Source organism: Deinococcus radiodurans R1 = ATCC 13939 = DSM 20539 (assembly GCF_000008565.1).
Taxonomy (GTDB): Bacteria; Deinococcota; Deinococci; order Deinococcales; family Deinococcaceae; genus Deinococcus; species Deinococcus radiodurans.
In genome coordinates, this window is sequence record NC_001263.1 from 1,606,856 (window position 1) to 1,632,298 (window position 25,443).

Genomic DNA, 25,443 nt, shown 5'->3' on the forward strand with positions numbered 1-25,443 from the left:
TTGGCGCTGTGCAAATGGCGGCGATGTCACTGGTTTTGTCGGGTTTCTCGGTTGCATGGGCGGTCTGGACGGCTGGATTTTCCAAGTCGTGTCAGGCCCGTGGCCTTCAGCGCCCGACGGCCCTGGCGTTCTGCGTTGCACAATTTTTCGCGGGATAACGCGGAGAGAGGCTAAAGCTCAGGCGTCTTTTGACCCTCTCCCCTTGCGGGAGAGGGCCTGCCGAAGGCAGGGGTGACTCGTAGAGCTGCTTGCAGAGGGGGCCTCCACACCCACCACCTCCCCCTACCCCTCCCCTCCCCCCGCCGACTGCCGGTCCAGACTCTCCACCGCCTGCACCGCGACGGCTGCCACCTGAATCAACTCCTCGCGGTAGTCGGCCCAGGTGCGGGGACCGCGCGCGGCGGCCTGTTTGTCGAAGGCGGGGAACAGCTTCTCAAAGGCGGCCTGATTCGCTTCGCCCACTTCCTCGGCCAGCACCATCAGCCACACGGCGGGGTCGTGGTTCTGCTCGCCCCACTTGGCGTGCTGGCGCTCACGCTCCTGCGCGACTTCGGCGAGCACGCCGGCGGTGCGGGCGGTCAACCGAGGGCCTCGCGGAAAGTGGCGCCGAGCGCGCGCATCCCCTGGGTAATCTGCTCGGGGGTCGCGCTGCTGTAGCTCATGCGCATGGTGTTGGCGCCGCCGCCGAGGGCAAAAAAGGGCTGACCGGGGACGTAGGCCACCTTGTTTTCCACGGCGCGGGGCAGCAGCGCGACCGTATCCACGCCTTCCGGCAGCGTCACCCAGAGGAACATCCCGCCCTGGGGCCGGGTGTAGGTCACGCCCGCCGGGAAAAATTCGTCCATCTGGCTGAGCATGTGGGCGCCGCGCTCGCGGTAGGCGGCCTTGACCGTCTCGATTTGCGCGGGGAGCAGCGGCAGCAGCTCGGTAATCATCATCTGGTTGAGCGTCGGCGTGTGCAGGTCGGCGCCCTGTTTGGCCTGAATCAGCTTGGTGATGACCGGCGCGGCGGCCTCCACCCAGGCGTCGCGCAGCCCCGGCACCAGCGTCTTGGAAAAGCTCGAACTGTAGATGACGTGATTGCGGTCCACGTCGCCCGCGAGTTCCAGACCAATCTCGTAGAGGCTGGGCAGCGCCTCGCCGCTGAAGCGCAACTGGCCGTAGGGGTCATCCTCGATGACCAGCACACCGTACTGCGCGGTCAGCTCGACCAAACGGCGGCGGCGTTCCAAACTCAGCGTGCGCCCGGTGGGGTTCTGGAAGTTGGGGATGGCGTAGAGCAGTTTGGGCTTTTCTCCCTGCGCCGCCAGCCCGGCGAGCAGCGTGGCAAGCGCGTCCACGTCAATGCCGCCCTCGTCGGTGGGCATCTCGGCGTAGCGCGGCAGGTACGGCTGAAACGATTGCAGGGCGCCCAGGTAGGTCGGCGCCTCGACGAGCACGAGGTCGCCCTCGTCAATCAGAATTTTGCCGAGCAGGTCGAGCCCCTGCTGGCTGCCGGTCACGATCTGCACGTTCGCGGCGGGGATGCCGTGACGCCCAGCAATCCACTCGCGCAGCGGCAGGTGGCCCTCGGTGGTCGAGTATTGCAGCGCGGCGGGGCCGTACTTGCTGAGCGCGGTTTCAGCGGCCTGCCGCACGGCGTCCAGCGGAAACAGCTCCGGTGCGGGCAGGCCCCCGGCGAAAGAAATCACGTCGGGCTGCTGGGTGATTTTCAGGATTTCGCGGATGGCGCTCGCCGTCATGGTCTGGGCGCGGCGCGAGATGCAGGCCAAGAGGTCGGGGCCAATAGGGACAGGACCAGTGGAGACGGGGCCGGTGGAAGCGGGGGTCATGCACCGCATGTTAAGCGCGGCGCCCGGCTTTCCCCACTTGTCCCGCTCCGGTTGACAGGACAGCGCCCCCGGCGAGCAGGTAAAGTGGGGCCGTTACAAAAGGAGGCACCCTATGCTCGTTACCGGTAAAGACATTCTGGTTCCCGCCCGCGCAGGCAAATACGCGGTCGGTGCGTTCAACACCAACAACATGGAAATCACCCAGGCCATCATCCACACGGCGGAAAAACTGCGCTCGCCCGTCATCGTGCAGATGAGTGAAGGGGCCATCAAGTATGGCGGCCAGGACCTCGCCAACATCGTGATCGACCTCGCGACCCGCGCCACCGTGCCCGTCGCGCTGCACCTCGACCACGGCTCCTCCTACGAGTCGGCACTCAACGCCATCAAGATGGGCTTTACCTCGGTGATGATCGACGCCTCGCACCACCCCTTCGAGGAGAACGTCCACGAAACCAAGCGCGTGGTCGAAGCCGCGCACGCCATGGGCATCAGCGTGGAAGCCGAACTCGGGCGCCTCGGCGGCATCGAGGAGCACGTCGTCGTGGACGAGAAGGACGCCTTCCTGACCGACCCCGACGAAGCCGTCAAGTTCGTCGAGGAGACCGGCACCGATTACCTCGCCATCGCCATCGGCACCAGCCACGGCGCGTACAAGGGTAAGGGCCGCCCGTTTATCGACCAGGCGCGCATCAAGAAGATCGGCGAGCTGCTCAGCATTCCGCTCGTCGCGCACGGCTCCAGCGGCGTTCCGGCGGAAATCGTGCAGCGTCTGCGCGCAGCGGGCGGTGAAATCGGCGACGCAGCGGGCATTGCCGACGAGGACCTGACCGAAGCCGCGCAGTACGGCATCGCCAAGGTGAACGTGGACACCGACCTGCGCCTCGCCAGCACCGTGGGCATTCGCGAAGTCCTCAAGGCCACCCCCAAGGAATTCGACCCCCGCAAGATTTTCGGCCCGGCCCGCGACGTGATGAGCCAGATTGTCGAGCACAAGATGGGCGTGCTCGGCAGCGTCGGCAAAGCCTAAGACGCCGCGTGAGAAGGGAGGGGGCCGGTCGCGCCCCTTCCCTTTTTCCTTTTCTCTCCTGCCTCTACTTCCCGCCCGCCTATACTTGCCCTAATGTCGGAAGAAATCGTCGTCAAACAGTCCATGCCCATGCGGGCCCGGCCCGAGGTGCTCTACCGGCTGGCGCTCGAACCCCGGCGGCGGGCCGGCTGGGACTCCAATCTCGTCAGCGCCGCCTACGCCGGGGAACCGCAGCGGCTCGCGCAAAACGCGCTGGTCGATTTCAAGTTCGTGCGGCGGTTGCTCGGCCTCAAGTTTCAGGCGCGCTACGGCCAGCTCATCCCCTCGCAGCGTGGCGGCTGGGAAGCGGTGCGGCCCTTCGGCCCCCTGGAAAAGTTCTCGCAGCAGTGGAACTTCAAGCCGATGCCCGGCGGCACCGAGGTCACGCTGACAGTGAAGGGCACCGTGCGCTACAAGTGGATTCGCACCCAGATCGAGCGCGTCTTGCAGAACATGGCCGTCACTGCCCTGATGGACCTGCAACGTCAGGTGGACGCCCCCACCGCGCAACTCGTGGAAGACATGGGCCGCGAGATGGCCGAAAAGCAAAAAGCCGAGCAGAAGGCGGCCAAGAACGCTGCAAAAGCGTCAAAGCGCAAAAAGTAAGCGTCAGCTAGATCAGCTCCAGGCAAGGAGAGCGCCCCTGAGTCGAGGTGACCAGGGGCGCCTTTTGTTGCTCAGTCGCTCAGCTACCGAAGTACTTGAAGTTTTCGAGCGAGACGGTGTATTCGTTCAGGCCCTTGTTGAAGTCGACGCAGTACTTCTGGGGGTAATAGCCCGCCTCGGAGAACTTCTGGGGCATGGCGTAGGTAAAGCACTGGTTGTGGGGCTGGGACTTGAGGTAGCTGTTGGTGATCATCGGCTCGAGGAAGGTGATCTTGCCGCCGTAGGTGCCCCAGATCCAGGTGTGGCTAAAGGGCTTGCCGTGGAACTCCTCGCCGTTCGGGTCCACGAGGTGGTTGCCCATCATGCCCATCACGGCGCCCACGTCCACGAAGCCGGCAGGCGCGTAGCCGGCGGGCAGCGGAATCTGGGCGGTCTTGAGGTCTTCACAGTTGATGACCTCGGCGCACGGCCCGAGGCGGATGTTGCGCCGGTCCTCGTCGGACTGGACATAAAAGTGCAGGTCGAAGTGCGCCACGTCGTAGATCTTGGCCGGGCCGTGACCGAGCGGGTTGTAGTTGACCATGGCGTACTTGATGGGCGACTTGGCGAGCGCCAGCGTCTCGGCGGGAAAGGGCATCACGAAGTCGTGACCCAGGGCGCACTCGGTTTCAGGCTCGATCTGGCCGTTGCCGTTGGTGTCCACGCAGTGGCTGCTGGGGTTGACGTGCGAAGGCAGGTTGTTCAGCGCCTGCTCATCCATCTTCACGCCGATTTCAAGGGGGCGTCCGTTCTGACCCATCTTCAGGTAGGTGACGATGTGCCCGTCACCCAGGTCGTAGCTCTTGCTGTAAAAGCGGTTGCCGCCGACTTCCTGCGCGCTCATGGTCGTCGCCGCCTGCGTCCCGTGCCCCGCGTGATGCGCCTCCATCTCGTCCCCACAGCCCGCCAGCATCAGGGCGCCGACCAGCGCCGCCACTCCCACTCTTTTATGCATCGTTCACCTCGCGCTCAGTTTGCAGTCAGGCAAGAAGGCGCGAAGACTCCACCCGTCAGGGGGCTTGCAAAACTTCAGATCGTTTCCTCTTTTTTGCACCGAGTGCAGTGAACCCGTCCTCGCTTTTCTCAGGTTGACCCGTCGCATCGGTAATTCAAGCAAACGCCCCCGAGACAAGTCGCTTGGGGGCGTGCTTTATCAACCGCGCCTCACTGGTTCAGGCAGGTCCAGTCCTCGACTTCCTTGATGCTTGAGGGGCGCACACTCGTGACTTCAGTCATGAGTTAGCCCCTCTCGCCCTGAAAAGGGCGATGAAAAGCGGAAGCCTCTAGCTTTTCCAGATGACATATGTTATTCTTCCCCTTGAGATGAAGAAAGGCCGGGGTTACGTCTATCAGCTTGAATACCACCTCATCTGGTGCGTGAAATACCGTCATCAGGTGTTGGTGGGTGAGGTTGCTGATGGACTGAAAGACATCCTGCGTGACATTGCCGCTCAGAACGGGCTGGAAGTCATCACGATGGAAGTCATGCCTGACCACGTTCACCTCCTGCTAAGCGCAACCCCACAGCAAGCCATCCCCGACTTCGTGAAGGCGCTGAAAGGCGCTTCCGCACGTCGGATGTTCGTGGCCTACCCGCAGTTGAAAGAAAAGCTGTGGGGCGGCAATCTCTGGAACCCGTCGTATTGCATCCTGACTGTTTCTGAAAACACCCGCGCTCAGATTCAGAAATACATAGAGAGCCAGCATGATAAGGAATAAGGCTTTCGTGGTCAGGCTGTACCCAAATGCGGCTCAGACTGAACTGATTAACCGCACGCTGGGTAGCGCAAGGTTCGTCTACAACCACTTCCTTGCCCGTCGCATTGCGGCCTACAAGGAAAGCGGGAAGGGACTGACCTACGGGCAAACGAGTAGCGAACTGACCCTTCTGAAGCAGGCTGAAGAAACCTCCTGGCTCTCGGAAGTAGATAAGTTTGCTTTGCAGAACTCGCTGAAAAACCTTGAGACCGCGTACAAGAACTTCTTTCGGACTGTGAAGCAGTCCGGTAAAAAGGTAGGATTCCCACGTTTCAGAAAGAAGCGCACGGGAGAGTCCTACCGGACTCAATTCACCAACAACAACATCCAAATTGGGGAAGGTAGGCTCAAACTTCCTAAGCTGGGATGGGTGAAAACCAAGGGCCAGCAGGATATTCAAGGGAAGATTCTGAATGTCACTGTGCGCCGTATTCACGAAGGCCATTACGAAGCGTCCGTTCTCTGTGAAGTCGAGATTCCCTACCTGCSTGCGGCTCCCAAGTTTGCAGCGGGTGTGGATGTCGGCATCAAGGATTTTGCCATCGTGACCGATGGCGTGAGGTTTAAGCATGAACAGAATCCGAAATATTACCGCTCCACCCTGAAAAGACTTCGTAAAGCTCAGCAAACCCTGTCCAGACGGAAGAAGGGCAGCGCACGTTACGGGAAAGCGAAAACCAAGCTGGCTCGGATTCACAAGCGCATTGTCAATAAGCGTCAGGATTTCCTTCACAAGCTCACCACCTCCCTGGTGCGTGAGTACGAAATCATCGGAACCGAACACCTTAAACCCGACAACATGCGGAAAAATCGCCGCCTTGCACTGAGCATCAGTGATGCGGGCTGGGGTGAGTTCATCCGGCAGTTGGAATACAAGGCAGCGTGGTACGGGCGACTGGTATCTAAAGTCAGCCCCTACTTTCCATCTAGCCAGTTGTGTCATGACTGCGGATTCAAGAATCCCGAAGTGAAGAATCTTGCCGTCCGTACATGGACTTGCCCGAACTGTGGGGAAACCCATGACCGAGACGAGAACGCTGCGCTGAACATTCGGCGTGAAGCGTTGGTGGCTGCGGGAATCTCAGACACCTTAAACGCTCATGGAGGCTATGTCAGACCTGCTTCGGCGGGCAATGGTCTGCGAAGTGAGAATCACGCGACTTTAGTCGTGTGAGGTTCAAGAAGTGCCCCTCCGCGTCGAACACGCGGGCGGTGGCGAGCAGGGCGGTGGCGGGCTGCACGTAAGGCCGCGCCTTGTCGGTAAAGGTGCGGTCTTTGACCGACTGCGAGGGCGGCTGCGCCTCGGTCCAGAAGTCGCCCACGTACAGCGCCCGGTCCTTCGTCACGCGGCCCGTGGGATCACAGCTCGGGTCGATGCTGATGAGGTACACCCCGTCCATATAACTCCCGACTGGTGCCCCTTCGAGCGCAATCGTGGCGACGCTCTTTTTGCGGGTGCTGGTGTAATTGAGTTGCGCAGAGAGACTGGTGTACTCGAAAGGGTCTGCGGGAGGCGTGGGCGGGGTCGGCTGGCTCGGCGCCTGGGTTTCGCAGACGTTCAGGTCGAAGTTGGTGTCCGGCGTGAGGGGCGGCTCCGTGATCGGCGCGTGGAAACTGAAGGAGCCGTTGTACTTCAGGCCACCGCTGACCGAGGCGCACAGAATGCCGTCCAGAGAGCTGGACGCATAGTTCGTCTGGAGCATCTGGGTCTGGGGCAGCGTGCCGCCTTCCGACGGCGGCCTGAAGCTCAGAATCCGCAGGCCGCTGCTCTTGGCGAGGAAGCGGTCCGCGGTGCTGAGCTGCACCAGTCCCCCGCCCTCGGCGTAGTGGGGGTAATTGTAGGTCCAAACGGTGTTGGCATAGGCTTCGCCCGGCCCGCGCACCACTTCCAGACGCACCGTGAGCGTGCCCGTCAGCGAACCGTCGTCCGAGCGCACGGGCAGCGTGATTTCCTTGCTGGCGGTGACGGTTTCGCCCGCCAGCGCCTGGGCGCGGAGGGGCTGGGCGTCCAAGCGGGCGCGGGCCGCCGTGAGACGGGCACTCTGCGCGGCGGTAGCCCGGGCAGCAGTGGCCTGGGCGGCAGTTTCAGTGGGGGCGGGGGTCACTTGGCGACCACAGGCGGCGAGCAGCAGCGGGCACAGCAGGGCAGCAAACAGGGGACGTTTCATACTTCCTCCGAACTCAGGGGGAGGGAACCGGGCGGCGGACGACCAGGGCAGCGGAGTGGGCCGGGTCACGTTAAATAATTCACATTTTAAGCCATTGTTCAAGCTCGGCCTTGCGGCGGCTATCATGCCCGCACACTGGCCGTGGCCGTCTGGAACCACTCGGCACGGAACCGGTTCCACCGCGCAGGAGGTTGGTTATGAAAATCGGCATGATCGGGCTGGGCAAGATGGGCGGCAATATGGTGATTCGCCTCAAGAACGGCGGGCAGGACGTGGTCGGTTTTGACCGCAGCCAGGAAGCGATTGACCACCTCGTGTCGCAGGGGGTCGCGGCGGACGCGCTGACGAGTGACATGGACCGTTTTATCGAGCTGCTCGGCGAACCCGGTCAGCGAGCGGTGTGGGTGATGGTCCCGGCGGGCCAGATTACCCAGTCGGTCATCGACGACCTCGCGGGCCGCCTCAGCGCGGGCGACGTGATTATCGACGGCGGCAACTCCAACTTTCACGACACCCAGCGCCGGGGCGAGGCTCTGGCGGCCAAGGGCCTGCACTTCGTGGACGTGGGCACTTCCGGCGGGGTGTGGGGCATCACCGAGGGCTATGGCATGATGGTGGGCGGCCCCGACGAGGGTGTGGAGCGCATCCGCCCGGCGCTGGAAGCTCTGGCGCCCGCGCCCGACCGGGGCTGGGGCCACATGGGGCCGACCGGCAGCGGGCACTACGTCAAGATGGTTCACAACGGTATCGAGTACGGCATGATGCAGGCCTACGCCGAGGGCTTCGAGCTGATGAAGGCGCACCAGACCTTCAACCTCGACATGGCTCAGATTGCCGAAGTGTGGCGTCACGGCACGGTGATTCGCTCGTGGCTGCTCGACCTGACCGCCGAGGCCCTGAAAAACAGCGCCGACTTCGACCAGCTCTCCGACTACGTGGCCGATTCGGGCGAGGGCCGCTGGACGATTATCGACTCCATCGAACTCGGCGTGCCGACCCCGGTGATTACGCTCGCCACCCAGATGCGCTTCCGCAGCCAGCAGGACGTGAGCTACCAGGGCCAGATGCTCTCGGCCATGCGCCGCGCGTTCGGCGGGCACGCGGTTAAGACGCTGGAAGCAACCAAGCAGGAAAGCGTGGTGCCAGCGGTCAAACCCGGCGAAAGCCCCAAGGCCGCCGCGCCCGAGAACATCCCCACCGCCGCCGCGCAGCCCAGCATCAGCGGACGCAGCGAAGCGCAGGAACTCGGTGAAACCGGGCAGCAGCGCACCACCGGCGACCAGAAGGCGGGCGAATGACCGACCGGCCCCGTCCCAAAAAGAGCAGTCCGAAAAAGAGTGGCCCCGAGAAGGCCCTCGCCAAGGAAAGTGCCGCGCAGGGCGAGGCGGCCAAGGCGACCCGGCAGGCCACTCAGCAGACCGAGGCGGCCAAGAAGGTCGGTGTGGCCCAGCCCGGCGCTCCGGCGCAGTCCCGCAAAGCGGCCCGCAAGTCACGCCAGCGGGTGCCCAAGCACGCCGGGGACAATGCCCCCAAAAGCGACGCGCCCGGCGCCGACGGCCAGAATCCCTTTCGCACCGCCATGCGCCGCAGCCGCGCGCCCGAACCTGCCACGCTGGTGATTTTCGGCGCGACCGGCGACCTTGCCCGGCGCAAGTTGCTGCCCGCCGTGTTCGGCCTGTGGCAAGACGGCCTGCTCGGCAGCGCGTTCAACATCGTCGGCGTGGGCCGGCAGGAAATGGACGACGAGCAGTTCAAGGACTACGCCATAGACGCCCTGAAGACCTCCAAGGAAACCGACGAAATCAAGGAAGGCAGCCTGGAAAAGTTCCGCGAGCTGCTCTACTACGAATACGGCGAATTCGGCGAGGACGAGGTGTACGACAAGGTCCGCAGTGAACTCGACCGCGCCGAGACCGCCCGTGGCGGCGGCAAGAACGCGCTGTTTTACCTCTCCACCCCGCCGAGCCTCTTCGAGCCGATTTCGAGCGGCCTGGGGCGGCAGGGCCTGCAAGACGAGACGGAAGGCTGGCGGCGCATCGTCATCGAAAAACCCTTCGGGCGCGACCTGCAATCGGCCCGCGAACTCAACGACGCCATTCACCGCGTCTGGGACGAGTCGCAGGTGTACCGCATCGACCATTATCTCGGTAAGGAGACGGTGCAGAACCTGATGGCGATCCGTTTCGGGAACGCCATTTTCGAGCCGCTGTGGAACCGGGGGTTTGTCGACCACGTGCAGATCACGGCGTCCGAGGACCTGGGGCTGGAGGGCCGCGCCGGGTACTACGAGGAAGCGGGCATCGTGCGCGACATGCTGCAAAACCACCTGATGCAGCTTTTTACCCTGACCGCCATGGAAGCGCCCTCGGCGTTCGAGGCCGACGCCATCCGCGACGAGAAGGTCAAGGTGCTGCGGGCCGTCAAGCGCATTCCGGCGGACCGGGTGCCCGAAGTCGCCGTGCGCGGGCAGTACGGCCCCGGCGCCCTCGACGGCCAGACCGTGCCCGGCTACAAGCAGGAGCCGGACGTAAAGCGCGGCAGCCGCACGCCCACCTACGTCGCCGTCAAGCTCGAGGTGGACAACTGGCGCTGGCAGGGCGTGCCGTTTTTCCTGCGCACCGGCAAGCGCTTGCCCAAGAAAGTCACCGAAATCGCCGTGGTGTTCAAGCGCCCGCCGCTGGGCCTCTTTCCCGGCGGACTGGAGCGCAACGTGCTGGCCTTCCGCATTCAGCCCGACGAAGGCGTGAGCCTGAAGTTCTCCTCCAAATCGCCGGGGCAAGAGATGGTGCTGCGCGAGGTCGTGATGGATTTCCGTTACGACGCCTTCGGGGCACAGCTCGAAAGCCCCTACTCGCGCTTGCTGCTCGACGCGATGCTCGGCGACGCCACCCTCTTTCCCCGCGAGGACGAGGTGGACCACGCCTGGCAAATCGTCTCGGGCATCTTGCAGGCCTGGGAAGGCGCGGACGCGGCGGCCCCCAAATTCCCCAACTACGCGGCGGGCACCTGGGGCCCCGACGCCGCCGATGAGCTGCTCGGCCCCGGACGGCGCTGGAGGCGGCTGTGAGGGTGGCGGAGCAGCGGAGAGGGTTGATGGTCGATGGTCAATGGAGTTTTTTCCATCACCTACCACCCATCACCCATCACCCTGACCGGAGGTCCCCATGCTAGGTCCCGTGTCCACCAGCGTCCGGCAGGCGCAGGCCATCCTCGACGAGCTGTGGGCGCAGACCGGCGCCGAGACGCGGGCCTACACCGGCAATATCGTGGCGCTCACCGTCCGCAAGCACCTCGGGCGGGTGGAAGAAGCGCTCGCCGGGCTCGAAGGCCGCTACGCCGGGCGGCAGATTATCGGGGTGATGGACGGCGGCGGCGACCTGAAGGTGGACGCCGCGCTGATTGCCCAGCCGGCGGGGCTGTACATCGAGCGGCTGACGCTGGGCGCCCGTCCCGAGCAGTTGCAGAGCGCGATTTTGCCGCTGCTGCGGCCCGCCACCGTCAACCACGTCTGGTGGGGCGCCGACCGCCGGCCCCACGGCCCGCTGCTGAGCGAACTGACCGAGATTGCCGACCAGGTGATTGCCGACAGCCTGACCCTCGACATTCCCCCGGCGCGGCACTACGCGCTCGCCGACCTCGGCTGGAGCCGCTCGGCGAGCTGGCGCGAGGCGCTCGCGCAACTGTTCGACGCCCCCGACGCCGCCCAGCAGTTGCCCTACGTGCGCGAGCTGACCGTGCGCTACTCGGGCAAAAACGACCTTCCGGCGCGGCTGTACGCGGGCTTTGTCGCCGAGTGCCTGGGCTGGACGGATCTGGGGCGGCTGACCCTGCAAGCGGGCCGCTGCGGGCGCGAAAACGGCGACCTGTGCGGCGCCGAGCTGCGCGGCGAGGACGCGCAGGGGCAGCCGGTGCGCTTCTCGCTGAGCGCCGAGGCGGGCGGCGACGTGGCCCGCGCCGAAGCCGAGTGGGGCGGGCGCGTGCGGACTTCCGAAATCAACGTGCCGCCGATGAGCCTCGCCGAGGGGCTGGCCCGCGTCATGGCCCGCCCCGAGCGCGGCGAAGTCTTCGAGCGGGCGTGGGCGCTGGCAAAAGCGACGCTGTAAGCGGCAATCACTCGCAACAGCGGGAAAACGGCGCTTCGGACTCCTGTCCGGGCGCTTTTTGCTGACAGAGGGCCGGTGAGGGCGTATGGTGTTTTGTCCGCCCCACTGTTTTCCCGTTTTCCTGGAGGTGTCATGCGTTTTCCCGCTCCCCTGTTTTTGACTGCTCTGCTGCTGCTCGGCGTGCCCGCAGCGGCCCAGACTGTTTCCGCCCAGCCCGCGACGGCTCAGACCCCAGCCACCCAAACCCCAGCGGCTCCGGCAGCCGCCAGTGCCCAGCCCACCCTCCCGGCAGGCGTGCGCTTCGTGACCGAGGTCGAGGGCATCCGCGAGTACCGGCTGGGCAACGGCCTGCGCGTCCTGCTGTTTCCCGACACGTCTCAGACGACGTTTACCCTCAACACGACTTATCTGGTCGGCAGCCGCCATGAAAATTACGGCGAAACCGGCATGGCGCACCTGCTCGAGCACATGCTGTTCAAGGGCACGCCGACGAGCGGCAACCTGATGGAGCAGCTCAGCAAGCGCGGCGCGAGCTTCAACGGGACCACGAGTGACGACCGCACCAACTACTTCGAGACGATGACGAACAGCGGCGACAACCTCGAGTGGGCCATTCGCATGGAAGCCGACCGCATGGTGAACTCGCGGGTCAGCGCCGACGACCTGAAAACCGAGATGACGGTGGTCCGCAACGAGTTCGAGTCGGGCGAGAACAACCCCTTCGGGCTGCTGTACAAGCAGGTGCGCTCGGTGGCCTTCGACTGGCACAACTACGGCAACACCGCCATCGGCAACCGCAGCGACGTGGAAAACGTGCCGATCGGCAACCTGAAGGCCTTCTACAAGACCTACTACCAGCCCGACAACGCGGTGGTCACGCTGGCCGGCAACTTCGACGAGGGGCAGGCGCTGACGCTCATCGCCGACAGCTACGGCAAGGTTCGCCGCCCCTGGCGCACGCTACCCCGGCAGTACACGGAGGAAAACCCGCAGGACGGCGAGCGCAGCCTGACCGTGCGGCGGGTGGGCGACGCGCAGTACCTCATCGTGGGCTACCACATCCCCAGCGTGCGGCACCCTGACGCAGCGGCGCTGCAAGTGCTCGGGGAGCTCCTAAGCGACGAGCCTTCCGGGCGGCTATATCAGGCGCTGGTGCAGACCGGGCAGGCGACCGCCGCCGGCAGCATCACCAACCCCGGCAGCGACCCCGGCCTCGCGACCTACGTGGCGATTCTCGGCAAGGACGACGACCTGCAAAAAGCCCAGGCCACGTTGCTTTCCACGCTGGAAAACGCCGCCAAGACGCCCTTTACCGAGGAAGAAGTCGCTCGCGTCCGCACCCGCGTCCTGAGCGGCTACGAGCAGGCCCTGACCAAGCCCGAAGCGGTGGGCGTCGGCCTGTCCGAAGCGATTGCGGCAGGCGACTGGCGACTGTTTTTCCAGGGGCGCGACGCCATCGAGAAGGTCACCCCCGCCGACGTGCAGCGGGTGGCGGCCACCTACCTCAAGTCCACCAACCGCACCCTGGGCGCCTTCATTCCCACCGCGCAGCCTGACCGGGTGGCCGTGCCCGCCGCGCCGAGTGCCGCCGACGTGCTCAGGGACTTCAAGGGCCGCGCCGCCCAGAGCGCCGGGGAAACGATTGCGCCCGAGCCCGACGCCCTTGAAGCCCGCGTGCTGCGCGAAACGGTGGCGGGGGCGAAGGTCGCCATGCTGCCCAAGAAAACGCGCGGCGAGCGGATCGAACTGGTCCTGAGCCTCGACTTCGGCAACCCCGAAACGGTCCGCACCGGCAGCGACGCCGCCGACTTCGTGGGGCCGCTGCTCACCCGTGGCAGCCGCTCGCTGACCCGCCAGCAACTGCATGACCGCCTGGAAGCCGCCAAGTCGCAACTCGACGTGAGCGCGGGTGCGAGCGGCGCCACCCTGACGCTGAGCACCGACCGCCAGCACCTGCCCGAGGCGCTGGGGCTGCTGCGGCAAGTGCTGCGCGAGCCAGTCTTTCCGCAGGCCGACTTCGACGAGCTGAAAAAGGCGGCGCTCGACGGCACCGAGGCGGGCCGGGGCGACCCCGAGTCGGTGGCGGGCCTCGCCCTCGGGCGGGCGTTTATGCCAGCGGACGCCAAGCGCGGTGACCTCGCCTACGTGCCGACCCTCGACGAGAGCCTGCAAGACACCCGCGCCGTCACGCTGGCGCAGGTGCGCGACTACTACGCGAAGGTGTGGAACGGCGCGAACGCGCAGCTCGGCGTGGTGGGCGACTTCGACCCGCAGACCATCCGTGAGGCGCTGCCCACGCTGCTCGGCGGCTTCGACAGCGCCGTCAAATACGAGCGGGTCAAGCTGCCGCTGACCACCCCGGCGGCGCAGGACCTCGTGCTGAACGTGCCCGACAAGGCGAACGCCATCTACATCGCCCAGCTCAACTTCCCGCTGCGCGACGACCACCCCGACGCCGCCGCGCTCGACGTGGCCATGCGGATTTTCGGCGGCGGCACCGACTCGCGCCTCTTTGCCCGGTTGCGCCAGCAAGACGGCCTGAGCTACACCGTCGGCGGCGGCGCCCACACCAGCAGCCTCGACGAGAAGGGCAGCTTCACGACCTACGCCATCTTCAACCCGGTCAACAGCGAGAAGGTCGCTGCCGGGATGCGCGAAGAACTTGCTCGCGCCCTGAAAGAAGGTTTCAGCGCGCAGGAAGTCGCCACCGCGCAGTCGGCGCTGCTTCAGGAACTGCGGGTGGGCCGCAGCGACGACGCCTCGCTCGCGGGGGCCCTCGCCTCGCAGGCCTACCTGGGCCGCACCTACGCCTTCAGCAAGCAGTACGAGGAGCGCGTGAAGGCAGTCACGCCGCAGGCCGCAGCAGCGGCGCTCAGGAAGTACGTGAACCCGGCGAACCTGGTGATCGTGCGGGCGGGGACGTTCAAATAAGGCTGAGTGGGGTGGGTTCATTCTCCCACAGCCGATAACTCTCCTCCACCCAGCGCACGCCTCCCCACCACCGGGGGGCGTGTTTTTTGGCCGCGCCGAGGGTGAGCGATTTCCTACGTCGGCGCTTGCCCGGCTCAGAAAAGCAGTCTCTAGACTCGCCCTATGAACCCCAACACCCCCGGCACCGACGTTCCCAGCGAGGTCTTACAGGAAACGCAGGCCCGTTTCATTCAGCGCGACCCCGAGCGCGAGGCGTGTCTGGAGCGGCTGAAAACGGGCGGCCCCCTCGCCGCCGAGTCGCCCGAACGGGTGGAGGCGCGGCTGACCCGGCTGGGCGTGCCGCAGCCCGAGGCGCAGGCACTGGCGCAGGGCGAGGCGGACGTCAAGAGCGTGGCGCAGCACCTGCCCGAAGACATTCGCCTGACCGCCGAGCGCGTGTTGGGCGCCAACGATCTGGTGGGCGTGGGATATCTCGACCAGGCCCGGTCATGCTCGCGGGCGGTGTGCCGGGTGGTCATCCGCGACAGCCGGGGCCGCACCCAGGGCTTCGGGACCGGCTGGCTGTGCAGCCCGCAGGTCATGGTGACGAACCACCACGTGCTGGAGGACGCCCAGACGGCGCGGCAATCGGTCGTCGAATTCGACTACGAACTGCGACCCGACGGCACCTTGATGGAACGTACCACCTTCGCACTCGACCCCGAGCGGCTGTTTCTGACCTCGGAAGGGCTGGACTACAGCTTCGTGGCGGTGCAGGGCGACCCGTCGGGCTTCGGCTGGCTGCCGCTCTACAGCAGCGCCGACAAGAACGTGCTCGGCGAGGCCCTGAGCATCATCCAGCACCCCAGCGGTGAACCCAAGCAAGTCGCGCTGCGCGAGAACCGGCTGGTGGATCGCCTGCCCGACTTCCTGCATTACGAAACCGACACTGCGCCCGGCAGCAGCGGCAGCCCGGTGTTCAACGACGCCTGGGAAGTGGTGGCGCTGCACCACAGCGGCGTGCCCCGCCGCAACGCCCAGGGGCAGGTGCTCAAGCGTGATGGCCAGCCCTTGCGCGCGGGCGAGTCGGGCGACCAGATCGACTGGCTGGCGAACGAAGGCGTGCGCGTCAGCCGCCTGATGGAAGACCTCCAAACCCGCACCGACGCGCAGGGCAAGGCGCTGGTGGAAGACATCCTCTCGCCAGTGCGCCCGCCGCTCATCGGCAGCCCGCAGGTCAGCCCACGCGGGCCGGTGCTGGCAAGTGGCCCGGTCACGGACGCGCAAGCTGGCAGTCCCCAGACCAACTCCAACGAGGCGCAGGCGGCGCGGGTCATTGACCTCGGCACGTTGAGCGCCGGGGCGGACGGGGCGTTGACGATGCCAGTTACGCTGAAGTTTCAGGTGAGTGCGCCGGAAGCGAAACCTGTGCCTGCACCGACTCCTGAGCCTACTCCCACGCCGGACGACGAGCCGGTGGACTTCCCCACTCCCCAAAATCCGGTCCGCAGACTCCCGCCCCACAACCCGGCGGCCAGCCTCCTTACCTTCCCGCCGACGACGCGCAGCAGGCCGAGCAGTACTACGCGGGCATGACGGCGAGCACCCCGCAGGCGCGGTTTCTGGCACTTTCGGAACTGCTGACGCGCACGCACCGGGCGCAGCCGCGCTACAACCCGGCGAGCGAGGTCTATCCCTGGGTGGACGTGTGGCCCGACGGCAAGCTGCGGTCCATCTACTCCGCGAGCGAGCATGACCCGCAGGAATTCATCGCCGCCGACCTCGCCGCGCAGGACCGCCGCGAACGGCTGGCTGCTCAGGAAAGTCTGGACGTGGACACCCTGGAAGACGCGGTGCCCTACAACTGCGAGCACGTGGTGCCCCAGAGCTGGTTCGCCAAGCGCGAGCCGATGCGCGGCGACCTGCACCACCTCTTTTCCTGCGAGCCGAACTGCAACTCATTCCGGGGCAACACGCCGTACTTCGATTTTCCCGACTACGGCGAGGCTCTCAGGACCGACTGTGGCAAGCGCGAGCCCGGCGAATTCGAGCCCGCTCACGGCAAGGGCGCCGTCGCCCGCGCCACGCTGTACTTCCTGCTGCGCTACCCCGGCGTCATCCGCACCTACAGCGAGCGGCACCTGCACACCCTGCTCGGCTGGCACCGCGCCGACCCGCCCGGCGAGTGGGAACACCACCGCAACGCCGCCATCTTCGGGCGCCAGGGCAACCGCAATCCGCTGATTGACCACCCAGAGTGGGCTGAGCAGATTGCTTTTGGGGAAGGGCTGGGGCGTTAGGAAGGCTCCGGATACCCTTACATACAGAAAACAAAAAAGCGTCCGGGTCTCTCCCCGGACGTGCTTTTTTTGCCCCTTAATGCAGCAGACTCAGGCTTTAATCCCAAACAGGCTGCCCACCAGAGCGCTCAGGGCCATCGCCGCCGCGCCCCAGAGGGTCACCCGCAGCGCGCCTTTCCAGAGGTTGGCGCCGCCCGCGTAGGCAGCCAGAGCGCCGAGCACCAACAGAGCAAGCAGAGTCACCACCGTGACACCCACGCTGACCAGGTGGTGAGGGAGCAACACCGCCGCAATCACCGGGATAATGCCGCCAGTCACGAACGCCAGCGCCGAAGCCAGGGCCGCCTGAAAGGGCCGCGCCCGCAGTTCCTCGGTGATGCCCAGTTCCTCGCGGGCGTGGGTGCCGAGCGCGTCAGCGGCGGTGAGCTGCTCGGCCACCTGCCGCGCCAGCACCGGGTCTACGCCGCGTGCCACGTAGATGTCGGCGAGTTCCTGCAACTCGAGCTCGGGTTGCTCGCGCAGTTCGCGCGCTTCCAGGGCGAGGTTGGCGTGTTCGGTGTCGGCCTGCGACTGCACCGAGACGTATTCCCCGGCAGCCATAGAGGTGGCCCCCGCCACCAGCGCCGCCACGCCCGCGAGCAGGATGGTGCCGGGGGTGACGCCACTGGCCGCCGCCACGCCCACCACGATGCTCGACACCGACACCACGCCGTCGTTGGCCCCCAGCACGGCGGCCCGCAGCCAGCCGATGCGCTCGGTGTTGTGTTTCTCGGGGTGGGGAATCAGAGTCGGGCTGGTCACGTTGCCATTATCACCACAGCGGCGCCCCCGAAAGTTGTCGCTGTGGGGGGCAGGATGGCAGGCGTCCCTTCATGCAGCGCAGGTCATGCAGCGCAGGCCGTTTCACCCCGCCGTTAAGCGCCCCGGCTACCTTGGGGGCCTGGAGGTGGGCCGATGACCGAAACTGCTCTGGAGAGCGCCCTGAGCGCAGCGCCGCAGCCAGCGCCGGACGTTGCTGACGCTGCCGCCGCTCCCGCCCCGGCCCGCTTTCGCTTGACTGCGCTCGACGCCTGGCGCGGCCTGACGGTGCTGCTGATGCTGCTGGTCAACAATGTCGCGCTGGGTGACTCCACCCCGCGTCAGCTCTCCCACGCGCACTTCGGCGGCCTGACGCTCACCGACCTCGTCTTTCCCTGGTTTCTGTTCTGTGCGGGCGCGGCGCTCCCCTTTTCCGCCGCCGCGATGAACAAAGCCGGGGTGACGGGCTGGCCGCTCTACCGCCGCCTGCTGGAGCGGGCCGCTCTGCTCTACCTGATGGGCGCTTTCGTGACCAGCGTGACCAGCCACCGCCTCACACTGGGCCTCGGCGTGCTGCAACTCATCGCACTCGCCAGCTTTTTCGCCGCGCTGCTCGGGCAACTGCGCGGGCGCTGGCAGGCATTGGCCGCCGCCGCGCTGCTGGCCGCCTACGCGCTGTTTTTGCACTTCACGCCGCACCCCGGCGGCATCGGCATCGTGTCGGAGAGCGCCAACCCGGTGCAGTACCTTAACGACGCCCTGCTCTCGGCGTGGGGGCTGCGCGGACTGCTGTCGGTGGTGCCCACCACGGCGCTGGTGCTGCTCGGCGCGCTCGCGGCGCGCCCGCTGCAACAGAAAAACCCCCGCGCTCCGCTGCTGCTGCTGGGGCTCGGCGTCGTCCTCACGGCGCTGGGCTACGGCTGGGCGGCGAGCGGGCGGCTGCCTTTTTCCAAGGCGCTCTGGACGCCGCCCTACATCCTCTACAGCGCGGGGCTGGGCACGCTGGGCATCCTCGCGTGCTGGGTGGTGGCCGACTCGGGGTGGCTGCCGGGGGGCAAACGCCTGCTCGCGCCGCTGACCATTCCGGGCCGCAACGCGCTGGCGGGGTACGTGCTGCCCATCCTCATCAAGGTCTGGATTCTGCTCGACTGGCAGGTCGGCTGGACTGGCAAGTCGCAGTCCATCGCCGCCTCGCTGCTCGAGATGGCGCGCAGCAGCTTCGGCCCGGTGGGCGGCGGCTGGACGTACACCCTCGGCTACGTGTTCGCCGTCTGGCTGGGGCTGGCGTGGATGGCGCGGCGGGGAATCATCTGGAAGCTGTAAACACAGGAGAAACCATGTTCAGAACGAAATACGCACTCGCAGGACTGCTGCTGGCGAGCGGCGCTCAGGCAGCCAACATCACCCCCGCCGACCTCCGCTACGGCGGCGACAACTTCCGGGCGCTGGCCGCCGAGTCGTACCAGCTTGCCGGGCTGAAGGGCGACTTCGGCAGCTGGCTGGCCGACGCTTATCAGAAGGGCGGGGTGACGCTCTCGGGCGGCAAGACGCTCAGCGAGGCGCTCAGCAACCGCCGCGCCGAACTCGCCGCCGCCCGCACGCCCGCCGCCAGAGACGCGCTCGCCCGCGACACCGGGGCCTGGGCGCACCGCTTCATCAAGAAAGTGGTGCCGAAATTCAGCCTGGAACGCGGCTTCGAGTTTGCCAGCATCGTCAAGACCGGCGAGCGGCAATGCCTGCTGCAAAGCACCATCATCGCCGGACTGCTGCAAGCGGCGGGGCTGGATTCAGGCCTGGTCATGGTCTGGAAAAACATGAGCGGCCAGGAAAGCAACCTCGGGCACGTGACCAGCGTGCTGCGCCTCCCCAGCGGCGCGGGCGACGTGCAGGTGGACGCCAGCGAGCCCGAGCCTTTCGCCACTCATCAGGGCCTACTCGCCTGGGTGGACGGGGGCTACCGCTTCCTCACGCCGACTTTCGGCCCGGCCAATCTGATGACCGGCTACGCGCGGGCGGACGGGAAAGGCACCGTCAAACCGGCGGCCCTCACTTTCCTGAGCCTGTCGTATCTCCGCTCGCAGTACGACTACTACCGCGCCGAGCGCGCGCCGGGCGGCGTGCTGGGCACCGGCGGCGGCAAGGCGACCCCGGCGGGGCTGAAAACCAGCGAAACCTACCTGCGAAAAGCCCTGGCCGAAGAACTGAACAACGCGCTGGCCACCGGCGTCCTGGGCACCGTGCTCCGCAAGGAAGGCCGCGACGCCGAGGCGAAAGCGCAGTACCGCAAGGCCGGCGCCCTGTACGCCGCGCAGGGCCACACCCCGGCGAGCGTGGCGACCAATCTGGCGTGGGCGCGAGCGGGCAAATGAGGCAGGTTCTCAGTGCCCCCCCCAAGAGCAGGCCCCCGTTGTGCGCGGGGCGCAGGGGTAAACACCCTATGCAGCTCTTTCATAATGCGTCCATGCGCCGCTTGTTTGCTGCCCTGTGTCTGGGTTCGGCCCTCGCCGCCCCGGCCTTCGCCACCCCGCCCGTCGCGGCTCCTGCCCGCCCTGTGCCTGCCATTCCGGCCACTCCGCTGCGGACACCGCAGCCCGGACAGGTGCAGCCGCTCGCGCCCGGCACCCGTCCCGCGCCCAAAATCCCGACACTGACGCTGACGCCTGCCATTCCGCAGGTGCATCAGGTGACGTACCTGAGCAATGGGTTTATCGAGGTCGCGCACGCCGTGATTACCGTGACGCCGCAGGAGCGCCCGAACCTGCGCCCGCTGGTGGCCCAGGTCGCGGCGGCGGTGCTGGCCGCTCGGCCCACGCTCAGCGAGGTCGACCTGAGTGTGTACGACCGGGGCAGCTACGCGGGCTTCGGCGGGCCGTTGCCGCTGCTGACCGCCAGCGTGCCGCGCGAGCGCCTAGGGGCGTTCCTGGCCTGGACGACCCAGCGCACGCCTTTCGACCGGGTGTGGGTCAACCCCGGCAACCTGCCGGTCTACCTCCAGCCTGACCGGGTGCGCGAAACGGTGCCCGTGCCCGTAGCGGTCAGCAGCCAGGAAACGGCGCTGGAACGTCAGGCCCGCAAACAGGGCGGCCTGCTGGGGGGGCTGCTCTACCGCAGCAAATTCCGCTACGTGCCGCTCGCGGCCCTCACCTTCGACGACGCGCCGCACCCCATGTACGAGCCGCTGCTGCTCGACATGCTGCGCCGCAGCGGAGTCAAGGCGACCTTTTTCGTCATCGGGCGCAACGCGGCGGCCTATCCCTATTTCATCCGCGACATGACGCAGCAGGGGCACGAGGTGGGCAACCACACCTACCACCACGTCCGCCTGCCGCCGCTGCCACTCAACGAGGCCGTCAACGAGATGCGGTGGGCGAGCGACATCGTGCAGAAGCTGACCGGCAAACCTGTGCGCTACTTTCGCCCGCCCGGCGGCGAGTACACGCCCCAGACCCTGCAAGCCGCCCGCTCGCTGGGCCTGAACACCGTGTTCTGGACGGACGACCCCGGCGATTTCCAGAACCCCGGCGACGCGGTGCTGGAGTCGCGCCTGCACCGCAACCTGCGCCCCGGCGGCGTGGTGTTGCTGCACGACAACGCGCCGGAGATGCTGAACGTCCTTCAGGGCTTCTTGCGGGTGGCGCGGCAGGAAGGCTACGCCCTGACCACGGTGGGCGGGCTGCCCAAGTAAAGCTGCACGGCGCACTTCATCTGTCCGTTAGGCACCGTACCTAACGTGACCTCACGCTCCCGGAGGTGATGCACTGCCCAAAGACAAGAGACGGAAATTCATCGACAGGAAAGAGGCAGTCTCCCCCGGAGCTGTCTTTTTTCCTGTCGCGTTGATAGTGGTTGCGGCGCATGGCACGCGGCCCCACATTCCATCTGACGCTGACCTGCCTTCCCTATGCTGAGGCCATGAGATTTCTGGTGGTTGAGGACGAGCTGGACATTCGTCGCCCGCTGGTCGCCAACCTGCGTGAGGCCGGGTACGCGGTGGACGAGGCGGGCAGCGCCGCCGAAGCCCGCGAACTGGCCGGGAGTTTTCCTTTCGACGCCCTGATGGTGGATGTCGGGCTGCCCGAGGGGCCGCTGGCAGGCTTCGACCTCGTGCGTGACCTGCGGGCGGCGGGCAAGGCGAGTCCGGTGCTGTTTCTGACGGCGCGCGACTCGGTGACTGACCGCATCACGGGGCTGGACGCGGGCGGCGACGATTACCTCGTCAAGCCCTTTCACCTCGGCGAGGTGCAGGCCCGGCTGCGGGCGCTGGTGCGCCGGGGCCGCGCCGAGGCGCAGAGTGCGCGCAGCTGGCGCGACTGCGGCTGGACTGGACAAGCCGCGCCGTGTTCAGGAGCGGCGAGCGGGTGGCGCTGACCGCCAAGGAATTCTCGCTGCTCGAAGTGCTCGCCTCGCATCCGGGCCGGGTCTACACCCGCGACGAACTGATCGACCGGGTGTGGGACGGGCGCTTCGACGCCGAGTCCAACGTGGTGGACACCTACGTCCGCAACCTGCGGCGCAAGCTGGGCGACGAGGTGGTGCAGACCATGCGCGGCGTCGGCTACAGTTTTCCCGATGGAGACTGACTGGGCGACCAAACGCAGCGTTGACGAAGCGGCGCGGCGTCCGCCTGCCCCTCTCCCGTCCGGCATTCGCCTCTTTTCCGTCCGTCGCTCATGACCCTGCGCGCCCGCCTGACGCTGCTGACCGTGACGGTGGTGCTGCTCTCGCTGATGAGTTTTGCCGAGCTCGCCGGGTGGCTGCTCTGGAAAGCGGAACTGGGCAGCCTCACCCGGCAGCTCAACGCCCAGTCGCAGGCGCTGCTGGCGGTGGCGCAGAGCCGCAGCCCCACCCTGGACGCCACCGCCGCCGACATTCTGGAAGAAAAAGGCACTGCCGCCAGCGGGCGCATCTACCAGGGGCAGACCCTGCGCTGGTCGGGCGGAGCCGATGGGCCGCCAGTGCTGGACGCGGCTTTCTTGCAAACGAGCGAGCCGCGCGCCGTGGAGCGGGTGGGGGACATCCTGGTCGCTTCCCGGCGTCAGGGCGAGTACGTCATTCAGGTGGGACGCAATCTGGAACCGCTCGAGCATCTGCTGCGGCGCTACGCCCTGCTCAGTGGGCTGAGCCTGCTGGCCCTGAGCTTGCTGGCAGGCTGGGTGGTCGCCAAGCAGGTGCGGCGGACGCTGCGCCCGCTCGAAAGCCTGGTGGGGCGGGTGCAGCAGCTCGACTCTCCCGACCCCATTCCCGCCCTGGAGCAGCCCGACGAGGTGGGGGCGCTGGCCCGCGCGTTGCAAAGCAGCCTCGACGCCCTGCGCGCCGAGCGGGAGCGCGAAACCCTCTTTCTGGCGAGTGCCTCGCACGAACTGAGGACGCCCGTGACCGCCATGCTCGCCGACGTGCAGCACACGCTGAGTCGCCCCCGGCCCCCCGATGAATTGCGCGCCGCCCTGATGCGCGCCGAACAGACCGCCAGCCGCCTGCGCCTACTCACCGGCAACCTGATGACGCTGACCTGGGTGCAGAGCCTCCCCGAGCCGCGCGCCGCCTGGCGACAACTCGACCTGCTGCACCTGGCGGGCGAAGCCGTCGACCGGCTGCAACCGCTGAGCCTGGGACGCGGCGTGGAACTGTGGCTCGACGGTCAGGAAGCCCCGGTGTCGGGTGAGGCGGGGCTGCTCTCAAGTGTTGCTGAAAACCTCATCGGCAACGCCATCAAATTCACCCCGGCGGGCGGCGAGGTGCAGGTGCGGGTCACGCCGCTCCCCAACGGCGGCGCGGAACTCGTCGTGCAGGATACCGGCCCCGGTTTTCCACCGGGCACGCTGACCGGCGCGTTCGTGCGCGGTCAGACCGACGTGGAAGGCTTCGGCCTGGGGCTGGCGGTGGTTCAGCAGGTGGTGGACGCCCACGGCGGCACGCTGGAACTGGGCCGGGCCGAAGGCGGAGGGGCGCGGGTCGTGGTGCGGCTGCCGTAGCTGGCGCGCGGCGTGTGATTTCTGCAACTCCCAAGAAACAGGCCGCCGTCCATCAACTACTGGAACGGCGGCCTGCTTTTCTTCTCCCTTACTCCAGCACGTACCGCACGCCTTCCTCAAACCCGACCTGCGCCGTGTCGCCACGCCCGAGCACCCGGTTGCGGCGCCAGGGCATCCAGTCGGTCTGTCCGCTGGCACTCCGCAAGAAGCCGCGCACGCCGACTTCCACGTAGCGGGCCGGGCCGCCGAGCAGGGCAGCAAGCCCCGCCCGCACCGCCTCGGCGTCACGCAGCGGGCCGGTCAGCCGGGCGGACGGAACGCCCTCGCCCTGGCCGGGGACCGGGGCCACCGGCCCGCGGTGCAGGGCCTGGGCGTGCGGGCGGTAGAGGTCCACCCGGAAGCCGTCGAGCACCCGCAGCGCGGCGATGGCCTGTTCCTCGGGCAAGCGGTCCACGAACGCGACGTGAATGTCGAGCTCGAAGCCGCGCACGCCCCTGTCGGTTTCGGGCTGCGGTTGGGTCATGCCTGCCGCTCCGGCTGCCCCTGTTGACCCTGACCGGCGCTGCGCTCCAGCAGCAAGCGGTGGCTCATCACGTGCGAGGCCAGCATTCGCTGCCAGTTCAGGGCGTCGAGTTCGCCGAAAAAGGGATGCCAGAAGGTCCGGTCCGGCGTGGCGCGCACCTGCGCCGAGACTTCCTCGGCGGCGGCACGGCTCTGCGCCCACTTGCCCTGTACCTCGTCCCAGGCGACGCCCTGCTCGCTCGGCAGCGAGGACTCCGGAGCCTGTCGCTTGCCGTCCTTGAGCACGCCGGGTTCCTGCGGCACTGGGCGCAGAGGACGGTCAGACAGCAGCAGGCGCGTCACGCCGGTCACCGCGCCGTTGATGAGCATCACGTGCTCGACTTCCTGCGCGGGCGACCACTCACGGCCCGGCTGCACCTGCTGCCAGTCGCCCTGGCGGGTCTGGACGTGCTGCCAGAAGAGGTCGAGTTCGCGCTTGAGGCGGTCACCCACCTCGGCGGGCGTAGCCCCGACAAAAGCGAGTACGGCGGGGTCTTGCAGAGGAGCAGTCATGCGGGCAGTCTACGGCCTGAGGCGTGGCCCCCATTCACCCGATGAACGTTTCCAGCACCCCGATGCCGTCCACTTCGACTTCCACCCGGTCCCCGCGCTGCAAGGGGCCCACCCCTTCGGGCGTGCCGGTGAGCACCACGTCGCCGGGTTCTAGCGTGACGAAGCGGGTGAGGTAGGTCAGAATCTGCACCACGTCGAAAATCATGTGACTGGTGCGCCCGTCCTGGCGGGGTTCGCCGTTCACGCGGGTCTGCACACGCACGTCGCTGGGGTCGAACTGAGTGACCAGCCACGGCCCGAGCGGGCAGAAGCGGTCGGCGGCCTTGGCACGGAACCATTGCAGGTCGGTCTTTTGCCGGTCACGGGCGGTGAGGTCGAGTCCGCAGGTGTAGCCGAGGACCGCGCCGAGCGCCTCGTCGGCCTTGAGGTTGCGTGCCCGCTGCCCGATGACCAGCGCGAGTTCACCTTCGAAGTGGAAATTCTCGCTCCAGCTCGGGTACTCTACCGTGCCGCCGGGTTCGGCGAGCGCGTTCGGCCCTTTGAGAAAAATGCCGGGTTCGGCGGGCAAGTCGCCAGTGTCGTTGCCGAGTTCGCGAATGTGGTCCAGATAATTGCGCCCCACGCACACGATTTTGCTCGGCTCGGCGGGCGCGAGCAGCCGCGCCTCACTCAGGGCCAGCGTCTCCCCGGTGCGCGGGCCGGTCAGCCCCCTGGTCAGGTGAATGGTCTCGCCTTCCAGCACGCCCCACTGCGCGGCGCCCCGCTGCTCCACACGAACAATCAACATGCGCCGAGCATAGCGGGCGAGGCCGCC

24 protein-coding genes are annotated in these 25,443 nt (G+C 66.8%); 16 read left to right on the forward strand and 8 right to left on the reverse strand.

The window, feature by feature from the left end; all coding sequences use genetic code 11:
* Positions 1-282 precede the first annotated feature (282 nt).
* Complete coding sequence (locus tag DR_RS08115; protein WP_010888226.1) at positions 283-582, reverse strand: MazG-like family protein; 300 nt, start codon at positions 580-582, stop codon at positions 283-285.
* Entirely contained in the window at positions 579-1,832 is a 1,254-nt protein-coding gene (locus DR_RS08120) for a PLP-dependent aminotransferase family protein (RefSeq protein WP_034350159.1), read from the reverse strand. The genes DR_RS08115 and DR_RS08120 overlap by 4 nt, the downstream gene beginning before the upstream one ends.
* Before the next feature lie 112 nt (positions 1,833-1,944).
* On the opposite strand from DR_RS08120, the gene fba reads away from it, so the two are divergent.
* Entirely contained in the window at positions 1,945-2,862 is a 918-nt protein-coding gene (gene fba / locus DR_RS08125; protein ID WP_010888228.1) for a class II fructose-1,6-bisphosphate aldolase, read from the forward strand.
* A 93-nt stretch (positions 2,863-2,955) separates the two neighbouring features.
* A complete protein-coding gene (locus tag DR_RS08130) occupies positions 2,956-3,507 on the forward strand; it encodes an SRPBCC family protein (RefSeq protein WP_010888229.1) in 552 nt (183 codons plus the stop codon).
* 79 nt (positions 3,508-3,586) lie between these two features.
* On the opposite strand, the gene DR_RS08135 is transcribed toward DR_RS08130, so the two are convergent.
* Entirely contained in the window at positions 3,587-4,501 is a 915-nt protein-coding gene (locus tag DR_RS08135) for a DUF5602 domain-containing protein (RefSeq protein WP_010888230.1), read from the reverse strand.
* 341 nt (positions 4,502-4,842) lie between these two features.
* Between DR_RS08135 and tnpA the strand changes: the two genes are divergently transcribed.
* Positions 4,843-5,265, forward strand: coding sequence for an IS200/IS605-like element ISDra2 family transposase (gene tnpA / locus DR_RS08140; RefSeq protein WP_010887312.1), 423 nt, complete (start codon positions 4,843-4,845; stop codon positions 5,263-5,265).
* Positions 5,252-6,478: an IS200/IS605 family element RNA-guided endonuclease TnpB gene (gene tnpB, locus DR_RS08145; protein ID WP_010888231.1), complete on the forward strand. Its 1,227-nt coding sequence runs from the start codon at positions 5,252-5,254 to the stop codon at positions 6,476-6,478. The genes tnpA and tnpB overlap by 14 nt, the downstream gene beginning before the upstream one ends.
* Here tnpB and DR_RS08150 read toward each other — a convergent pair.
* Positions 6,417-7,472, reverse strand: coding sequence for a hypothetical protein (locus DR_RS08150; protein ID WP_164927972.1), 1,056 nt, complete (start codon positions 7,470-7,472; stop codon positions 6,417-6,419). The genes tnpB and DR_RS08150 overlap by 62 nt on opposite strands.
* A gap of 197 nt (positions 7,473-7,669) precedes the next feature.
* Here DR_RS08150 and gnd point away from each other — a divergent pair, with 197 nt between their 5' ends.
* From gnd to DR_RS16810, 6 genes are all read left to right on the forward strand, one after another.
* Complete coding sequence (gene gnd / locus DR_RS08155) at positions 7,670-8,770, forward strand: phosphogluconate dehydrogenase (NAD(+)-dependent, decarboxylating) (protein ID WP_034350162.1); 1,101 nt, start codon at positions 7,670-7,672, stop codon at positions 8,768-8,770.
* Positions 8,767-10,539, forward strand: a complete 1,773-nt coding sequence (zwf, locus tag DR_RS08160; RefSeq protein WP_010888234.1) for a glucose-6-phosphate dehydrogenase — start codon at positions 8,767-8,769, stop codon at positions 10,537-10,539. Before gnd ends, zwf begins: the two co-directional genes overlap by 4 nt.
* A 97-nt stretch (positions 10,540-10,636) precedes the next feature.
* The gene (locus tag DR_RS08165) at positions 10,637-11,575 is read left to right on the forward strand and encodes a glucose-6-phosphate dehydrogenase assembly protein OpcA (RefSeq protein ID WP_010888235.1); all 939 of its coding nucleotides are present in this window, start codon (positions 10,637-10,639) and stop codon (positions 11,573-11,575) included.
* A gap of 132 nt (positions 11,576-11,707) precedes the next feature.
* Positions 11,708-14,506: a M16 family metallopeptidase gene (locus tag DR_RS08170; protein WP_027479871.1), complete on the forward strand. Its 2,799-nt coding sequence runs from the start codon at positions 11,708-11,710 to the stop codon at positions 14,504-14,506.
* Between the two features lie 162 nt (positions 14,507-14,668).
* Positions 14,669-16,081, forward strand: a complete 1,413-nt coding sequence (locus DR_RS08175; RefSeq protein ID WP_010888237.1) for a trypsin-like serine peptidase — start codon at positions 14,669-14,671, stop codon at positions 16,079-16,081.
* Positions 16,078-16,785: an endonuclease I family protein gene (locus tag DR_RS16810; protein WP_010888238.1), complete on the forward strand. Its 708-nt coding sequence runs from the start codon at positions 16,078-16,080 to the stop codon at positions 16,783-16,785. The genes DR_RS08175 and DR_RS16810 overlap by 4 nt, the downstream gene beginning before the upstream one ends.
* Positions 16,786-16,875: 90 nt before the next feature.
* On the opposite strand, the gene DR_RS08180 is transcribed toward DR_RS16810, so the two are convergent.
* Positions 16,876-17,586 carry a VIT1/CCC1 transporter family protein gene (locus tag DR_RS08180; protein ID WP_010888239.1) on the reverse strand — a complete coding sequence of 237 codons (711 nt, stop codon included), beginning with the start codon at positions 17,584-17,586 and terminating at the stop codon, positions 16,876-16,878.
* Positions 17,587-17,739: 153 nt separating this feature from the next.
* Here DR_RS08180 and DR_RS08185 point away from each other — a divergent pair, with 153 nt between their 5' ends.
* The 6 genes from DR_RS08185 (at position 17,740) to DR_RS08205 (ending at position 23,555) form a co-directional block, all read left to right on the forward strand.
* Positions 17,740-18,906, forward strand: a complete 1,167-nt coding sequence (locus DR_RS08185; RefSeq protein ID WP_010888240.1) for a heparan-alpha-glucosaminide N-acetyltransferase domain-containing protein — start codon at positions 17,740-17,742, stop codon at positions 18,904-18,906.
* A 14-nt stretch (positions 18,907-18,920) separates the two neighbouring features.
* Complete coding sequence (locus DR_RS08190) at positions 18,921-19,952, forward strand: hypothetical protein (RefSeq protein WP_034350166.1); 1,032 nt, start codon at positions 18,921-18,923, stop codon at positions 19,950-19,952.
* A gap of 92 nt (positions 19,953-20,044) precedes the next feature.
* Positions 20,045-21,268: a polysaccharide deacetylase family protein gene (locus tag DR_RS08195; protein ID WP_051618799.1), complete on the forward strand. Its 1,224-nt coding sequence runs from the start codon at positions 20,045-20,047 to the stop codon at positions 21,266-21,268.
* A gap of 227 nt (positions 21,269-21,495) precedes the next feature.
* Positions 21,496-21,951 carry a response regulator gene (locus DR_RS08200; protein ID WP_234944635.1) on the forward strand — a complete coding sequence of 152 codons (456 nt, stop codon included), beginning with the start codon at positions 21,496-21,498 and terminating at the stop codon, positions 21,949-21,951.
* On the forward strand, positions 21,942-22,163 hold the full coding sequence (locus DR_RS16815; RefSeq protein ID WP_234944636.1) for a winged helix-turn-helix domain-containing protein: 222 nt from the start codon (positions 21,942-21,944) through the stop codon (positions 22,161-22,163). The genes DR_RS08200 and DR_RS16815 overlap by 10 nt, the downstream gene beginning before the upstream one ends.
* Positions 22,164-22,253: 90 nt before the next feature.
* On the forward strand, positions 22,254-23,555 hold the full coding sequence (locus tag DR_RS08205; protein ID WP_010888244.1) for a sensor histidine kinase: 1,302 nt from the start codon (positions 22,254-22,256) through the stop codon (positions 23,553-23,555).
* Positions 23,556-23,643: 88 nt separating this feature from the next.
* On the opposite strand, the gene DR_RS08210 is transcribed toward DR_RS08205, so the two are convergent.
* Genes DR_RS08210 through DR_RS08220 form a run of 3 tightly spaced genes read right to left on the reverse strand, consistent with a single transcriptional unit; the run spans position 23,644 to position 25,416 of the window.
* Positions 23,644-24,078 carry a hypothetical protein gene (locus tag DR_RS08210; RefSeq protein WP_010888245.1) on the reverse strand — a complete coding sequence of 145 codons (435 nt, stop codon included), beginning with the start codon at positions 24,076-24,078 and terminating at the stop codon, positions 23,644-23,646.
* Positions 24,075-24,629: a DinB family protein gene (locus DR_RS08215; RefSeq protein WP_010888246.1), complete on the reverse strand. Its 555-nt coding sequence runs from the start codon at positions 24,627-24,629 to the stop codon at positions 24,075-24,077. Before DR_RS08215 ends, DR_RS08210 begins: the two co-directional genes overlap by 4 nt.
* A gap of 34 nt (positions 24,630-24,663) precedes the next feature.
* Complete coding sequence (locus tag DR_RS08220) at positions 24,664-25,416, reverse strand: fumarylacetoacetate hydrolase family protein (protein WP_010888247.1); 753 nt, start codon at positions 25,414-25,416, stop codon at positions 24,664-24,666.
* Positions 25,417-25,443: the final 27 nt, after the last annotated feature.

Bases quoted from the DNA above. Each gene is read 5' to 3' on its own strand.
- DR_RS08170 (WP_027479871.1), top strand. From the start codon at position 11,708: ATGCGTTTTCCCGCTCCCCTGTTTTTGACTGCTCTGCTGCTGCTCGGC.
- DR_RS08185 (WP_010888240.1), top strand. From the start codon at position 17,740: ATGACCGAAACTGCTCTGGAGAGCGCCCTGAGCGCAGCGCCGCAGCCA.
- DR_RS08135 (WP_010888230.1), bottom strand. From the start codon at position 4,501: ATGCATAAAAGAGTGGGAGTGGCGGCGCTGGTCGGCGCCCTGATGCTG.
- DR_RS08200 (WP_234944635.1), top strand. From the start codon at position 21,496: ATGAGATTTCTGGTGGTTGAGGACGAGCTGGACATTCGTCGCCCGCTG.
- DR_RS08130 (WP_010888229.1), top strand. From the start codon at position 2,956: ATGTCGGAAGAAATCGTCGTCAAACAGTCCATGCCCATGCGGGCCCGG.
- DR_RS08150 (WP_164927972.1), bottom strand. From the start codon at position 7,472: ATGAAACGTCCCCTGTTTGCTGCCCTGCTGTGCCCGCTGCTGCTCGCC.
- DR_RS08210 (WP_010888245.1), bottom strand. From the start codon at position 24,078: ATGACCCAACCGCAGCCCGAAACCGACAGGGGCGTGCGCGGCTTCGAG.
- gnd (WP_034350162.1), top strand. From the start codon at position 7,670: ATGAAAATCGGCATGATCGGGCTGGGCAAGATGGGCGGCAATATGGTG.
- DR_RS08220 (WP_010888247.1), bottom strand. From the start codon at position 25,416: ATGTTGATTGTTCGTGTGGAGCAGCGGGGCGCCGCGCAGTGGGGCGTG.
- zwf (WP_010888234.1), top strand. From the start codon at position 8,767: ATGACCGACCGGCCCCGTCCCAAAAAGAGCAGTCCGAAAAAGAGTGGC.
- DR_RS08175 (WP_010888237.1), top strand. From the start codon at position 14,669: ATGAACCCCAACACCCCCGGCACCGACGTTCCCAGCGAGGTCTTACAG.
- fba (WP_010888228.1), top strand. From the start codon at position 1,945: ATGCTCGTTACCGGTAAAGACATTCTGGTTCCCGCCCGCGCAGGCAAA.
- DR_RS08165 (WP_010888235.1), top strand. From the start codon at position 10,637: ATGCTAGGTCCCGTGTCCACCAGCGTCCGGCAGGCGCAGGCCATCCTC.
- DR_RS08120 (WP_034350159.1), bottom strand. From the start codon at position 1,832: ATGACCCCCGCTTCCACCGGCCCCGTCTCCACTGGTCCTGTCCCTATT.
- tnpA (WP_010887312.1), top strand. From the start codon at position 4,843: ATGACATATGTTATTCTTCCCCTTGAGATGAAGAAAGGCCGGGGTTAC.
- DR_RS08190 (WP_034350166.1), top strand. From the start codon at position 18,921: ATGTTCAGAACGAAATACGCACTCGCAGGACTGCTGCTGGCGAGCGGC.
- DR_RS08215 (WP_010888246.1), bottom strand. From the start codon at position 24,629: ATGACTGCTCCTCTGCAAGACCCCGCCGTACTCGCTTTTGTCGGGGCT.
- DR_RS08195 (WP_051618799.1), top strand. From the start codon at position 20,045: ATGCGCCGCTTGTTTGCTGCCCTGTGTCTGGGTTCGGCCCTCGCCGCC.
- DR_RS08205 (WP_010888244.1), top strand. From the start codon at position 22,254: ATGACCCTGCGCGCCCGCCTGACGCTGCTGACCGTGACGGTGGTGCTG.
- DR_RS16810 (WP_010888238.1), top strand. From the start codon at position 16,078: ATGACGGCGAGCACCCCGCAGGCGCGGTTTCTGGCACTTTCGGAACTG.